We start from the raw sequence: 14,546 nt of genomic DNA on the forward strand, positions 1-14,546 counted from the left end.
TTCATTGTAGCATACGGGCTTTTCTGAAACTAAAAAAGAAACGAATCCATATAAAATGAACTCGTTTCTATCCCTATTATTCGGTCTGACATTTTTTCATAAGAGCTTTATCCGTTTGGGGCGGTTTTGCCCGTTTCATAAATAACGCCAAAAGCAACGCGACAGCAGCAATGAAAGTTGAGACTAAAAATGAGAATGTGATTCCGTCCAATGTTGCTTGCTGTGTCAACTCCTTCATTACCTCGGGATTATTTAATGACTTTCCGGATGCTGCAGCGGCGTCTGCAAGCTCATGACCCTTTGTTTCCATTCTGTTGTTCATCACTGTAACAAGAACTGCCGTTCCAATAGCTCCTGAAATTTGCTGCAATGTATTGTTCATCGCGGTACCATGGGGGTTGGCTGACATCGGCAGCTGATTTAATCCATTCGTCATTACCGGCATCATCACTAGAGACATCCCCAGCATGCGAATCGTATAGAGAAGCATAATAAGGTAAAATCCGGTGTCCACAGTAAGTTTATGGAATAAATATGTTGTAATCACTGTAATAGCAAGACCGATTGATGCTATAATCCGTGCCCCGTATTTATCAAAAAGCCTTCCTGTAATCGGAGACATGATTGCCATTAAAATCGCTCCTGGAAGCATTAATAACCCTGCATGGAATGGCGAAATCCCCCTCACTGTCTGCACATAAATCGGAGTTAAAATCATTCCCGAGAACATGGACGCGGAAACAACAACCATGATAACTGAAGATAAGGCAAACACAGGGTATTTATAGATCCTGAATTCCAGCATCGGATCTTCCATGCGAAGCTGACGAAAGATAAAAGCTATAATCGCGGCCGCTCCGACAATAATGGTTCCATACACTTCCAAAGCACCCCATCCTTTATCGCCGGCCGTACTGAATCCATACAGAAGACTGCCAAAACCAATGCTTGATAAAATGAGTGACAAAACATCGACTTTCATATCGCGGTTTGGGGTAATATTTTTTAATTTAAAGAAACCAATCGTTAGAGCCAGTACAGCAAAAGGAAGGATAATTTCAAAAAGTGTCCGCCAACTGTAATGTTCCACTACCCAGCCTGATAGTGTCGGCCCAATGGCGGGAGCGGCCATAATCACAAGACCAAACATTCCCATTGCGGCCCCCCGCCTTTCCACCGGGAAAGAGGCAAGCATGACGTTCATAAGAAGCGGCATCATCATTGCGGAACCTGAAGCCTGAATCATCCTTCCCGCTATGAGTACGCCAAAAAAAGGTGCAAAAGCGGCAAGTGCCGTTCCCAATGTAAACAAAGACATAGCTGTCAAAAACAATTTGCGGTTCGTAAATTTTTGAATAAAAAATGCACTTGCCGGAATGAGAATGCCATTCACGAGCATATATCCATTCGTAAGCCATTGCGCGATGGCTGGTTTTACATTGAATTCCTCCATAATGGTCGGAAGCGCCACATTCAATAATGTATTATTCAAAAAAGCCACAAACGCGCCGAAAAAAAGTATGGCAATCATGCCATATGGGGGTTTTTTATGTAATTCTTGTATATCCATTCCATTTCCCATCCTTTATCATGCAACCCTGTTCATTTATCTTTCAAATTTTATACTCTATGTTTCACATTTTATACTCCATGTTCAATTTATTCAACAGAAAATTGTCACACAAGAAAACCCTTGATAACTAAAGGGATGATAGCTATTATAAAAATTATACTACTAGTCTAAAGGTGATAAATAAATGAATGCTCGTAAGCACCGTGTCTTATTAACAGCACAGCGGCTTTTTATAGAAAAAGGCTTTGCCGCCACTTCTGTCCAAGATATATTGGACGAATCAGGCATATCAAAAGGAACGTTTTATAACTATTTCTCTTCTAAAAACGAATGTCTGATGGCTATACTTATTCATGCATATGAAGTTGCCACCGCTCGAAGACATGAACTTATGATTGGAAAAGACCGCTCCGATAAAGATGTCTTTATCCAACAGATTGCCATCAGGTTCGAGGTGAATCGCGAGTACCAATTGGTGCCCCTTTTCGAAATCATTTTCCATTCCAAGGACCCTGAATTAAGAAACTTTATCCAAAAACATCACTTAACTGAACTTTCTTGGCTTTCACAAAGATTGGTTGACATCTATGGACAGGAATCAGCACCATACTCCTTGGATTGTGCTATTATGATCGTTGGAATGTTACAGCATTTTATTAACATGTGGGTGACGGGTTTAAAAGAAGAGTTGGATACCCATAAACTCATCCGCTTCATCATGCGCAGAACGGATGCCATTATGGATAATATGATTCATGCCGATGATCAACTGCTCGGGGAACGTCTATTTTTACCACGCAGAAAAAATCTGACTGAAGATACGCTTACTAAGGAACGAATACTTGAAAGACTTTCAAATTTCGCCAAATCGCTTGGTAATAATCATAAAAGTAAACAATATATCGAATTTCTTATGGAGGAAATAAATTCAGGACACCCGAGAGAATTTCTGCTAGAAACCATCCTACGCGCCTTAAGAGAAACGTTTACAGGCACCCCTATGGAATTAGAAGCCAAAGAAATGGCGTACATTATATACAATTACGCAAGCTCTTTGCCCAGCGACAATATAGGGGGGAAAACGCGCTAAAGAAAACACGTTCAACCAAAGGAAAATGGATACTTGGTTTTTGGGGGGGAAAATTCATTTTTTGCTGGCTTCAAGGGTGAAGCTTCTTCTTTTGCCAAGTTATTGGAAATGAAATGAATGAGTAACCGCTTTGATAACCTTACACTTTGGAAATACGGAATCCGGATTGAAAAATAGTCCCCTCTTGCTTAATGAAGAAATCGATCATGATTGTGGACAATCACAATCATTCGTGAAAAACTTAGTATTTCATTCCCTGTATATTTCGTCTGTTTTTACAAACGATATTTTCAACAGATTGTAAAAGCAAAGGGTGAAATAACTCATGAAACGTTTTTTGCTGTTGTCTTTCCTGTTCTTACTATGTGCCAGCACTGGTCCATTTAACAAGCCAGTACAATCACACGTTCACCAGGTAAAAGCGCAGCCCGTGTCTGCGCCTGACCAGCCTGTTGTTTGGCCAAGCTCTAAAAGTTTTAAAAATAAATACCAAAATACATTTCTAATGAGAGGACCGGGAACAAAACGTGAAGTCGCTTTAACTTTCGATGATGCACCCGATGATATTTTCACACCTACAATATTGGATATTTTAAAAGAAAAAGATGCCAAAGCCACCTTTTTCCTTGTAGGGTTTCGAATTGAAAAGTATCCGGAAGTTGTAAAGCGTATTGTGCAGGAAGGGCATGCCATTGGTAATCATTCGTACAACCACCCGAACTTTTTGAAACTAACTGATGCGGATTTCCGGAATCAAATCATCAGAACAGACCAACTGATCATTCCGTTTACAGGATTTGCACCAACCCTTATTAGACCGCCTTATGGAAACATAAGTGAAAGACAAATTGAGTGGCTGGCAGCAAAAAACAAGATCGTTGTGAACTGGGATGTAGACTCTCTCGATTGGAAAGGAATAAACGCAGAACAAGTGGCAGGAAATATTCTCCCAAACGTTAGTCCCGGATCGATTGTGTTACAGCATTCCGGGACAGGAGAAGGCGGGGATTTGTCCGGAACAGTCCATGCACTGCCAAATATTATTGATGAACTCAGAAAAAAAGGGTATAAACTTGTTACAGTTCAAGAAATGCTTAATATGAATCACAAACAATGAAATTCCCCCGGAAAAAGTCAAGAATGGTATGCTCCCCCTTTAAGTAAACAGGTAAAAAAACCGGATACTTTAAAGGGGGCATTTTTATCCCGCATGTAAGGTGCCGTAAAACTCCCGCTTCAAAATCTTGAGTGAATACAAAAGGTCCAAGTGGGAGAAAAACGGCACCTAAATGCCCGATTCGTTCAACTAACATTCAGTAGGAGATGGAAGAAAGCTGCTACTGAATGAAGTTTCACTTTATGTCATCACGTAGCTTGACTCTAATCCCTCCACTTCTTCTCTTTTGGAGAGGTTCTCAAAAGAAAACTTTTCCTCTCCATAAAGCAAATGAAATACAGAACCAAAGCCTCACCACCTTGTAAATTTGACATGACACAGCTCAGATGTGCACTACTTACGGGCGTTTTTTCGTCTGCTCCCTAGCTTCGTCAAATTCTGAAACGATCTTCAAGTTTTACAACAGTCGTGATAAAATAATAGGCATCATAAAATAAATAGTTCCGTATACACTGAAAATAAAAGAAAAGGACATCGGGGAAAAATGATGATTGGTACAATAAAAAAGTTGATTGAGGACACTCTCTTTGCTGTCGGCATGGACGTGGAAATCAAGCACGAGCAATGTGGAATCAATATGAGCTATAATTTCATCCTCCATTACATCGGATTTGACGCAAACCGAATCCAGGTCGCCCTGAGAGATACCAAGCCCGCCGTCACACTCGAACAATATGTAAAAGCATTTACTTTGCATGAACTGGGGCATGCGCTGGATCGCGACGCTTTGTTTGGATCGTTAACGAGAACCATGGAGATTTACGAAATGAAGCGCGGTTATTTAAAAGAAGAAAGATATTCAAATCCTGAATTGCTGGCTCTGTTACTTGAAGAACATGCGATGAATTTGGAATTTGAGGAAACAGCATGGAACAACGCCAAAAAACTCAATAGAATGTATAGAATCGTCGAATGGAACGTTTTTGAACAGATTAAGCGACATGGGCTCATGACTTATCAACAAGCTTACCAAAAAGATGTAAACATATACGAACAGCTTTTGTCCGCCCAATCTGACATTGCCTAATTGCAGGCTGCTCCCATTTTGCCGCTTATAGCAATGGTGAGCAGCTTTCTTTTATGAATCCCCCTCCCTCATTCCCTTGTTAGCGCAGACTCGCCAATTCACTGCATCTTCTTCGCCTCACTTCGCATGTTCAAGAATGAGACTACAAACCTGCTGACCATTTATCCCGCATGTAAGGTGCCGTAAAACTCCCACTTCAAGATCTTGAGCGAATACAAAAGGTCCAAGTGGGAGAAAACGGCACCTATATGCCCGATTGGTTCAACTAACATTCAGTAGGAGAAACGCCTACTGAATGAAGTTTCACTTTATCCCGCATGTAAGGTGCCGTAAAACTCCCACTTCAAGATCTTGAGTGAATACAAAAGGTCCAAGTGGGAATAAACGGCACCTAAATGCCCGATTGGTTCAACTAACATTCAGTAGGAGCCCTACTGAATGAAGTTTCACTTTATCCCGCATGTAAGGTGCCGTAAAACTCCCACTTCAAGATCTTGAGCGAATACAAAAGGTCCAAGTGGGAGAAAACGGCACCTAAATGCCCGATTGGTTCAACTAACATTCAGTAGGAGCCCTACTGAATGAAGTTTCACTTTATCCCGCATGTAAGGTGCCATATACACCACTTCAAAATCTTGAGTGAATACAAAAGGTCCAAGTGGGAATAAACGGCACCTAAATGCCCAATTGGTTCAACTAACATTCAGTAGGAGAAACGCCTACTGAATGAAGTTTCACTTTATATGGAAGTTCCATGAATAAGAATGACTAGCAAGAGTTTCCCTGCGCAATGCTTTACGAAGAAAAAACCAAAAGCAGAAAAGAAGAAAGCTTCTTCCTGCTTTGGCTACCATATTTTATTTTTCAAAAGCTTTCCGATCGATTTCTCCTTCAGTACCCGCTACAACAACGGCTGCTGAAGCATCTCCCACTATATTGACCGTTGTGCGGAACATATCGAGGATCCGATCAATCCCAGCTATTACAGCAATGCCTTCCAACGGCAAGCCAATAGCGCCCAATACCATTGCAAGCATGATCATGCCTGCCCCGGGAACGCCGGCGGTTCCAATGGAAGCCAATACAGTTGTGATAACTACCGTAACAATTTGCATGAAGGTTAATTCCAAATTGTAAAACTGCGCGATAAAGAGAACGGCAACCCCTTGATAAATAGCGGTCCCATCCATATTAATAGTAGCACCGAGCGGAAGGACAAAACTGCTTATTTTATTGGATACCCCCAAGTTTTCTTGCGTATTTTTGATCGTGACCGGCAGTGTTCCGGCACTGCTTGCAGTACTAAAGGCGACAATCGCCGCGGGTGAAATGCCTTTAAAGAAAGCCAAAGGACTCATCTTTGCAAACATTTTTACAGAAACAGAATATACCGCAATGGCATGTAATAGACAGGCGATCCCGACTGCGATAATAATTTTCAGCAACGGCAATAATACTTGGGCTCCATATTCTCCAATGATGGGGGCGACCAGCCCCAATATTCCAATCGGCGCAAAACGCATCACAATACCCGTTATCCGAAACATGACTTCAGCAAACCCATCAAAAAATCGGTAAACAGGCTCCGCTTTATCCCCGACAAGCGTGATCGCCAAACCAATGAAAATGGCAAAGAAAATAATTTGTAAAATATTTCCTTCTGTTAAAGCCATAAATGGATTTTCCGGAACAATGTTCAGAAAGGTTTGGATGACGCCCTCTGTTTCATTGACTTCCACTTCTTTTTTCGGAACCTCAATAGACAGCCCTTTTCCGGGAGAAACAATAAATGCCGTACCCAGGCCGATCACAATAGCGACAGCAGTTGTAATTAAATAATAGCCGATTGTTTTTGTTCCCACCCGTCCCAATGATTTAGGGTCACCAATGCTGGCAACTCCAATGACGAGTGTAGACAATACCAATGGTGCAATAATAAATTTAATCAGCCTTAAAAATAAATCTCCCAAAGGTTTTATCACTTCAATGGATTGTCCAAAAATGAGACCAAGTATTATAGCGGTTACAAAAGCGATTAAAATTTGTGTGAGAAGATTCATTTTAAATAATTTCATATGTATCCCCTATTCCTATGTAAGCTCTACATAAATTATTATGAAGTATTCTTGCGGCAAAGAGACATCTCTGCCGCAATCGATCATTGCATTGTCATTCATTGTTGCCATTTTTCAATCAAATAGTTGGAATCACTCATGAGCCGATTATAAACCGCATCTGATATAAATCCGCTTTCTTTCTGTTGAGCAAGCAGTAATTTAAAGCTCTTCAAATGGTTCACAACCTTGTTCGCCTGCTCCTTTTCCTCATAATGGTTTACAGCGATCAAATGCGTTTTTAAGGAGCGTGCCGCCTCATCGCCCGTAATCTCACCTTCTTTAGCATAATGCTCAACAAGAGCCAACATATCGGATACATGTGACGTCCAATATTTTGGCAGTTTGAGAAAATCATCGCCATTCAAGCGATTAATAGAATGATCGGCCATACGACTTGCAATGCCCCACAGCCCATTCTCGACACGGTCTATTAACTCTTGATCATAACCAAATCTTGGTTGTTGGCCGGGCATCTCGAACAACACGGTCGAGGTCCCATTAAGGGCAAAGGATGATCTGGCCTGACCGGGTAAATCCCGCTCCTCTGGATGGATATAGCGGGCGACACCAGATTCCTCTTTATCCGAAAATTCTTTTACCCCTAAAGCAGCAGCCAGCGCATACTTTCGAGATCTATCTTGATTCAATTTCGGCCAAGCAGCATACTTTGGATTGTGTTCCGGACCCAGCGGCGGATAGTCGATCGCCATCGTCACATCTTCACCTGTTTCAATCATCTGCGGAGTCCCCATATGATGAATGTCTACAAAAGCTTCCACCTCGCCAAACTCGGCTTTCAAATCAAGGTACACATCCCTGAGAATGCGGGACTCGTTTGTCAAGAAAAATCCAAAATCAGCGCCAGTTCCCGGCAGATTTTCTGGAACTGGTTCGTAGCTTACATTCGGATGAAAGTCTCGATTGATATCAAAGCCGCCATTTCTCTCATGATAGTACCAGGGAGGCATAACGCCAACTAGTTGAGGAAACGCTTCCATCACAACCGTCCAAGGGAATATATTCTGCCGTTGGGTTATCTCTGCGCCATCAACATTAAGCCGCGGGATCGCAACGATTGTAACTCCCTCCCGTACTGATTGCGCCAAGGAACTATCGCTTGTTCCAAGCGTCCTGAACATCTGGATCAATGCTTCGGGACCGCTCTTCTCGTTGCCATGTATGTTCCCATTGATCAACAGCACTTGATCACCTGTTCCCACACGAGCTGCATAGATTTCTCGCCCTTGGTAAGAGTGCCCAACCACATCGACCTGAACTTTTCCGGAACTGTCCTTTTCAATTTGATCTAAATTCTCCCTCAGTTTCTCATGGCTCATCCAGCGATCATCCATATCGACGCTATCCATTTTGTCCTGGCTTGCCAATCCGGTAAGCGGTCCCATCAGCACGAGAAGCGACATAACGACAACAATAGTCAGCTTTTTCCCAATGGTCTTCATGAGAACCTCCTCCTCGTTTCATGTAACAATCCTGGAAGTGGACATGTTTTCCCCCTGCTAAAGCTACAATCTCCCTTCTTTCAAGGCTTTCCCAAACACTTTACAAACCGTAAAGAGTATTATAAAATTCAAACTACATAAAATTACAGAAAACTACAAAAATCAAAGAGGGATCGTGTTAAAAAGGGGGGCCTAGCCATTTTAAACTTCCCTTTACGAAATAAAGAGATTTTTATACTCATGATGATGATCGTACCGCTGGCAGGCGAAATCAGCTTTTACCCTTTTAATGAATCTTTTCGGATTAGTTTTGGCACGCCGACGTTCTTCTTTTTTTTATTGCTGTTACGTAACATTCCCGCTTTTTTATCAGGTGTCATCATCGGTATTCTTGTTGTCGCGTTTCGAATGACATTGGGTCTGCTTTTTTTCGGTGACGATGTTTCCGATTTGTTTCAATTTCATTACCCTACTTTTTTTTACTATTTTACTTTCGGATGCTTTTTTCAATTGTTAAGAGTAAACCACAATCATCACTCCTTACTCTTGGGCTTTCTTGGAATCATCCTTGAAATGTTGGCAAGCACTGCTGAATTAGCCTTTCAATATATTGCTTTCAGTTCAACATTTACTCTTGCGGACATGTGGAAGGTGAGCTTTATCGCCATTTTCCGCAGCTACTTTACGGTCGGATTTTTTAATTTGATGAGACTTTACCAATCCCGGTTAAGGGAAGAGGAAATGAGAAAACAAAACGAACAACTGATCACACTCATAGCGACCTTATATGAAGAATCTATCCATCTCAGTAAAACCTTAATCAACAGCGAAAATATCACAAAGGAATCCTACCGTTTATACCAATCTTTGAAAAATCTCAAAAACAATAATAACCAACCCCAAATTGATCCATTATGTGAAAAGGCATTGAAAATTGCCGGTGAAACCCATGAAATAAAAAAAGATAACCAAAGAATATACATAGGTCTTTCAAAACTGATCTCGAATAAAAGCTTTTCGGAATATATGGACATAAAAGAGTTGCTCAATATCGCCGTTAAAACGAATAAAAAATATGCTCATTCACTGGGGAAAAACATTGAGTTTTTGCTTGATATACAAGGGTCACACCCCCATTATCACATATACAAAGTGCTATCCATTATAAATAATTTGATTATGAATTCCATTGAAATCATGACAGAAGCGGGGATCATAACGATATGTGTATACAGACTCTCCGATTGTGTAGAAATCAAAATCGGTGATAATGGTCCGGGCATTTCTCCAAAACGAAGGGATATCATCTTTAAACCGGGGTTTACGTCCAAGTATGACAAAAACGGCATCCCTTCTACAGGTATAGGCCTCACTTATGTCCAGGAACTGGTTGAAAGACTCGAAGGGAAAATAATGCTGCAAAGCAAACCGGAAATCAATGGCGCCATTTTTACGGTACGGCTGCCCATCCAACATTTGATACAGAAAGGATGATTGTATGCTCTTTTATATTGTCGATGATGACGAGGCAACTCGTTCCATGTTGACGGAAATGATAGAAGATGAAGAGCTTGGCGAAATAGTCGGCGAAGCAGAAAATGGAGCATTATTAGATGAAGATTACGCGACTTTGAAAAGGACAAATATATTGTTAATTGATTTATTAATGCCTGTAAGAGATGGCATTGAAACAATCCGTCATATAAAACCTTCATTTCCAGGAAAAATCATCATGATTTCCCAAGTGGAAGCAAAAGAATTGGTGGGGCGCGCCTATTCACATGGCGCAGAGTATTATATAACCAAGCCAATCAACATGTTTGAAGTTATAGCGGTAATCAAAAGGGTCACCGAGCGGATTTATTTGGAACAAACGTTACAAAATATACATCAATCAGTCAGCAATGTGTTTGAACCGCAACCGACTGAATATCAAAAGGACAAATCCTTGGAACATCAATTCATGCTTTCGGGCCAATACCACTTATCAAAACTGGGCATAGTCGGCGAAAATGGTTATCAAGATTTGCTGGATATTTTACACTATTTATTGACAGATAGCACCAGGAAAACAACGGAATATGATTTCCCCCACCTGAAAGATATATTTTTGGCAGTTTGCCGAAAAAAACAAGGAGTTTCCTCCGAACCAGACTTAAAACGAGAAATAAAAGCGGCTGAACAACGTGTCCGCAGGGCCATTTACCAATCATTAAATCACTTGTCGGCTTTGGGATTAACCGATTTTGCCAATCCAATATTCGAACATTATGCTCCCAAATTTTTTGATTTTACATTAGTACGGAAAAGAATGGCAGAAATAAAAAACGGACAAACCACCCCTTCTTCCAATATTCGGATAAATACGAAGAAATTCATTCAGGTTCTTTATTTTGAAACGAAATATGTCACTTTTGAGAAATCACGGTAACCAATGATTGTTGATTTTTTCGCTCAGGCTTCAGCTGCTGCACGATGAGCAACTGAAGCCTTCACTTTTGATCGAGATGAATCCAAAGACGTCTACTTATGAATGTGGCGAGACTCTTTTTTAAAATGTTCCGCAAAATGAACGGTCATGTACAGCGCGGCAATTGCCAACAAGAACCCGGCGCCCATAAACACCATTTTCACATTCACATACTCGGCAATCGCTCCAAACATAAGCACAAACAATCCGAAGGTTAAAGCTATCAATGCATGTTGGGCGCTATATATTTTCGGCAATTCCTCTAAAGACGTTTCTGTTTGTATATAAGTATTGATGATGATTCCCTTTACTTGCTCAAAGAAACCGCTGAATGCGGCCAGAATAAGCGCCATCCAAGTAATGGAATTAAAACCGAACCACATTGTCACGATAGATATTCCAATAGATGCGCATATGAATATGTTTCTCATATGCCGCCCCAACCAGACGGCAAATTTCAAACAAAACAGACCTCCAGCCATGAATCCCGTAAAAAAAGCGGCATTGATATATCCCCAAAACGCTTCTGTAACATGCAACACCTCAAATACGAACACATAGAGAATGGCGGCAACCCACACGACACTCGCTGCTGTTTCCAGGACAATAACAATGTGAACCCTTCTCAGGAATCGATTGTTCCATATTAACAACCAGCCTTCTTTTAATTCCTCCCTTTTCCCGGGTTTATGTCGTTTGGATTTCAACGGTGCTTCATCCTTCATTGCTGTCATCATAATGGCGGACATCATAAACAATACAAAAGTCAACCATATGATATTTTCCCCATGAAAAATGATCGTAAGCAGCCCACCAAACGCCCACCCTCCAAGTTGAGTCGTTTCGTATATGACCGCGACAAAACTGTTTGCCTTTACTAGTTCTTCCCGTTTGACCAATCTTGGAACTAACGCATTCATTGCGGGTGCTGCCCAGCCATCCAGAAAAGCAATGATCCATATGCAAATAAAAATGGGCCAAACAATTGGGGGTGGCTGAAAAGTGATCCACAAGATGAATATGAACAACACAACCGTTTTATAACATTGGGAGCCTGCCAAAAGACTCGTTAAACGATACCTGTTTACTAATAGGGGAAATAGCATTCCTCCTGCAAATCGGCCGAACGTGTTAAGGAAAGGCAGTACAGTCAAATAAAAAACGGACTCTTTTGCAGCATATAAAATGGAAATCAACCCGACAATATACAATACATCGCCCAAATTGGCGAATAACTGACCCAGCCACAACAATCTAAAATGTTTACTTTTCATCTTACCGCCCCTTTATCGTTTTTTCATTGATAAAAAAGGCAGTTATTCACACCGGAAACGTTCTCCTCCCTTCTCGCATTTACCATGGCAATCGTCAACGGCGGTAACAGTTCATAAAGTGAAACTTCATTTAGTAGGAGCTTTCTTCCATCTCCTACTGAATGTTAGTTGAACCAATCTGGCATTTAGGTGCCGTTTTCTACCACTTAGACCTTTTGTATTCACTCAAAATATTGAAGTGGGAGTTTTACGGCACCTTACATGAGGGATAAAGTGAAACTTCATTCAGTAGGGGTTTTCCCTACTGAATGTTAGTTGAACCAATCGGGCATTTAGGTGCCGTTTTCTACCACTTAGACCTTTTGTATTCACTCAAATATTGAAGTGGGAGTTTTACGGCACCTTACATGCGGGATAAAAAATGCGGGCAGCAAGATGAAAAGTATTGATGTAAAAGATCAAACATCAAGCCTGTTACAAAGTCGATAACAGCATAAATCTTTATTGTATTATATGATATGAACGACGATCAATGCGACCATCTTCTCGTGATAAAAATCCTCGGCATCATAGAAACATGTCCACATTCGATATAATAATCTTTATGACTTTATGATATCTAAAGACTTCCATAGCTGAAAGTTGAGGAGAAAAAGATGTATTTATTTGAAGATGATTCTTGGAACGATGTCATTTCAACATTTCTTTCCAATAGCACTGAAGAAATTGAAATTAAAAATAAGAGCGGAGAAACAGTTGGCATTTTAACGACACAGGAATTAATAAAAACAATACTGCATGGTGGAGATCAAGTAAAATTAAAAGATAAAATGTCTTCCCTCGATAAGAAAAAGCCACTGCCCATCCAACTCCATCATGAAGATTTTATCAACATGATTGATAGTCCCATTTTTACTAAAATCATTGACTCGCTGTACGATGGCGTGTACATCACTGACGGCAATGGCGTTACCGTAAAAGTCAATCAAGCATACGAACGGATTACCGGGCTGCGCAGAGCAGAACTGATCGGCCATCATATGAATGATATTGTAACTTCCGGCTTCATCAATAAATCAGTTTCGTTAAGGGTCATTTCGGAAAAACGTCCGATCACGATTATGCAGACGATTAAACAAGAGAGAAAAATCATCGTTTCAGGGATGCCTGTTTTTAATGAACACGGAGAGATCCTATTTGTTGTCACAAATGTCCGGGATATCACGGAGCTTCTTCATTTAAAACTGGAATTGGAAGAGCTGCAAAAAATGAAAGAACTAAAAGATGTATCAAAAGAACTTTCAGGTATCAGTACCGATTCTCTTATCATTAGTGAAGACTCAAAAGATATGTTTTTTATAGCTGAAAAAGTAGCGAAAACGGATGCGACAGTTCTTCTTCAAGGGGAAACAGGTGTGGGAAAGAGTGTTGTAGCCAAATTCATCCATCAGAACTCCAAGCGAAAAGGCGCGCCTTTTATGGAGTTAAACTGTGGCGCCTTGCCTCCCAGTTTAATCGAAGCGGAACTTTTTGGCTATGAGCCCGGGGCTTTTACCGGCGCTCTTGCAAAAGGCAAAAAGGGATTATTGGAAATCGCTCATAACGGAACCTTATTCTTGGATGAGATCGGAGATTTGCCGTTGGAAGTACAGGTAAAGCTGTTAAAAGTTCTTGAGGATCAGGCATTTATTCCCGTCGGTTCAACAAATGTAAAGAAAATAAATGTTCGAATCATTTCTGCTTCCTTGAAAAATTTGCGGGAGTTGATACGACAAGGAACATTTCGCGAAGATTTGTTTTACCGCCTGCATGTCATTCCCATCGAAGTTCCTCCTCTTAGAAAAAGGAAAAAGGAATTAATTTTACTAATACAGCATTATATTGATTTCTTTAATCAAATATACGAATTGAATAGAACCGTTTCACTGGAAGCATTGGAATTACTGCAACATTACCAATGGCCGGGAAATATTCGGGAGTTAAAAAACGTAATGGAACGCATTGTCATCATGGCTGCCACCGATACGATCGAACCAAGTGATTTGCCGGCGGAAATCAGACATACGAGTAAAGATCCCGGGTTATTGGGAGAAACGATTATTCCCTTAAAAGAGGCTGTTGAGCGCGTAGAAAAACATTATATTTTAAAAGCCATAAAGGAATTCAAAACAACACGAAAAGCAGCAGAAGCTCTTAAAATCAGCCAGCCAACGATTGTGCAAAAAATGAAAAGATGGGATCAGATTGATTAATTGTATAATCAAATGACTGATAACTGATCAAAAAATAAATCGTTTTTGTCCATAAAATGACAAGGAATTGACATTCCTCGTCATTTTTTGTTGTCATAGCTATATT

At 40.7% G+C, this 14,546-nt stretch carries 10 protein-coding genes; 6 read left to right on the forward strand and 4 right to left on the reverse strand.

Features of this window, described 5'->3' with window-relative positions:
* Positions 1 to 76: 76 nt before the first annotated feature.
* The gene (locus tag NST31_RS04740; RefSeq protein ID WP_339164175.1) at positions 77 to 1,570 is read right to left on the reverse strand and encodes an MDR family MFS transporter; all 1,494 of its coding nucleotides are present in this window, start codon (positions 1,568 to 1,570) and stop codon (positions 77 to 79) included.
* 187 nt (positions 1,571 to 1,757) lie between these two features.
* Here NST31_RS04740 and NST31_RS04745 point away from each other — a divergent pair, with 187 nt between their 5' ends.
* From NST31_RS04745 to NST31_RS04755, 3 genes are all read left to right on the forward strand, one after another.
* Positions 1,758 to 2,663: a TetR/AcrR family transcriptional regulator gene (locus NST31_RS04745; RefSeq protein ID WP_339164179.1), complete on the forward strand. Its 906-nt coding sequence runs from the start codon at positions 1,758 to 1,760 to the stop codon at positions 2,661 to 2,663.
* 325 nt (positions 2,664 to 2,988) lie between these two features.
* Positions 2,989 to 3,780 carry a polysaccharide deacetylase family protein gene (locus NST31_RS04750; protein ID WP_339164181.1) on the forward strand — a complete coding sequence of 264 codons (792 nt, stop codon included), beginning with the start codon at positions 2,989 to 2,991 and terminating at the stop codon, positions 3,778 to 3,780.
* A gap of 544 nt (positions 3,781 to 4,324) precedes the next feature.
* Complete coding sequence (locus NST31_RS04755; protein ID WP_339164182.1) at positions 4,325 to 4,867, forward strand: integrase; 543 nt, start codon at positions 4,325 to 4,327, stop codon at positions 4,865 to 4,867.
* A gap of 857 nt (positions 4,868 to 5,724) precedes the next feature.
* Here NST31_RS04755 and NST31_RS04760 read toward each other — a convergent pair.
* Positions 5,725 to 6,942, reverse strand: coding sequence for a dicarboxylate/amino acid:cation symporter (locus NST31_RS04760; RefSeq protein ID WP_077110328.1), 1,218 nt, complete (start codon positions 6,940 to 6,942; stop codon positions 5,725 to 5,727).
* Positions 6,943 to 7,040: 98 nt separating this feature from the next.
* Positions 7,041 to 8,444, reverse strand: coding sequence for a M14 family zinc carboxypeptidase (locus NST31_RS04765; protein WP_077110329.1), 1,404 nt, complete (start codon positions 8,442 to 8,444; stop codon positions 7,041 to 7,043).
* Between the two features lie 240 nt (positions 8,445 to 8,684).
* Between NST31_RS04765 and NST31_RS04770 the strand changes: the two genes are divergently transcribed.
* A complete protein-coding gene (locus NST31_RS04770; protein WP_339164184.1) occupies positions 8,685 to 9,938 on the forward strand; it encodes an ATP-binding protein in 1,254 nt (417 codons plus the stop codon).
* Positions 9,939 to 9,942: 4 nt separating this feature from the next.
* The gene (locus NST31_RS04775; RefSeq protein ID WP_339164186.1) at positions 9,943 to 10,875 is read left to right on the forward strand and encodes a response regulator; all 933 of its coding nucleotides are present in this window, start codon (positions 9,943 to 9,945) and stop codon (positions 10,873 to 10,875) included.
* A 92-nt stretch (positions 10,876 to 10,967) separates the two neighbouring features.
* Here the strand turns inward: NST31_RS04775 and NST31_RS04780 are convergent, their stop codons facing one another.
* Positions 10,968 to 12,188, reverse strand: a complete 1,221-nt coding sequence (locus NST31_RS04780) for an MFS transporter (RefSeq protein WP_339164188.1) — start codon at positions 12,186 to 12,188, stop codon at positions 10,968 to 10,970.
* Positions 12,189 to 12,844: 656 nt separating this feature from the next.
* Between NST31_RS04780 and NST31_RS04785 the strand changes: the two genes are divergently transcribed.
* On the forward strand, positions 12,845 to 14,440 hold the full coding sequence (locus NST31_RS04785; RefSeq protein ID WP_077113500.1) for a sigma 54-interacting transcriptional regulator: 1,596 nt from the start codon (positions 12,845 to 12,847) through the stop codon (positions 14,438 to 14,440).
* Positions 14,441 to 14,546: the final 106 nt, after the last annotated feature.

Source organism: Siminovitchia sp. FSL W7-1587 (assembly GCF_037963795.1).
Taxonomy (GTDB): Bacteria; Bacillota; Bacilli; order Bacillales; family Bacillaceae_C; genus Siminovitchia; species Siminovitchia thermophila.

Excerpts from the sequence above, each read along its gene's own strand:
- NST31_RS04770 (WP_339164184.1), top strand. The coding sequence starts at position 8,685 with ATGATGATGATCGTACCGCTGGCAGGCGAAATCAGCTTTTACCCTTTT.
- NST31_RS04785 (WP_077113500.1), top strand. The coding sequence starts at position 12,845 with ATGTATTTATTTGAAGATGATTCTTGGAACGATGTCATTTCAACATTT.
- NST31_RS04750 (WP_339164181.1), top strand. The coding sequence starts at position 2,989 with ATGAAACGTTTTTTGCTGTTGTCTTTCCTGTTCTTACTATGTGCCAGC.
- NST31_RS04745 (WP_339164179.1), top strand. The coding sequence starts at position 1,758 with ATGAATGCTCGTAAGCACCGTGTCTTATTAACAGCACAGCGGCTTTTT.
- NST31_RS04765 (WP_077110329.1), bottom strand. The coding sequence starts at position 8,444 with ATGAAGACCATTGGGAAAAAGCTGACTATTGTTGTCGTTATGTCGCTT.
- NST31_RS04760 (WP_077110328.1), bottom strand. The coding sequence starts at position 6,942 with ATGAAATTATTTAAAATGAATCTTCTCACACAAATTTTAATCGCTTTT.
- NST31_RS04755 (WP_339164182.1), top strand. The coding sequence starts at position 4,325 with ATGATGATTGGTACAATAAAAAAGTTGATTGAGGACACTCTCTTTGCT.
- NST31_RS04740 (WP_339164175.1), bottom strand. The coding sequence starts at position 1,570 with ATGGATATACAAGAATTACATAAAAAACCCCCATATGGCATGATTGCC.
- NST31_RS04780 (WP_339164188.1), bottom strand. The coding sequence starts at position 12,188 with ATGAAAAGTAAACATTTTAGATTGTTGTGGCTGGGTCAGTTATTCGCC.
- NST31_RS04775 (WP_339164186.1), top strand. The coding sequence starts at position 9,943 with ATGCTCTTTTATATTGTCGATGATGACGAGGCAACTCGTTCCATGTTG.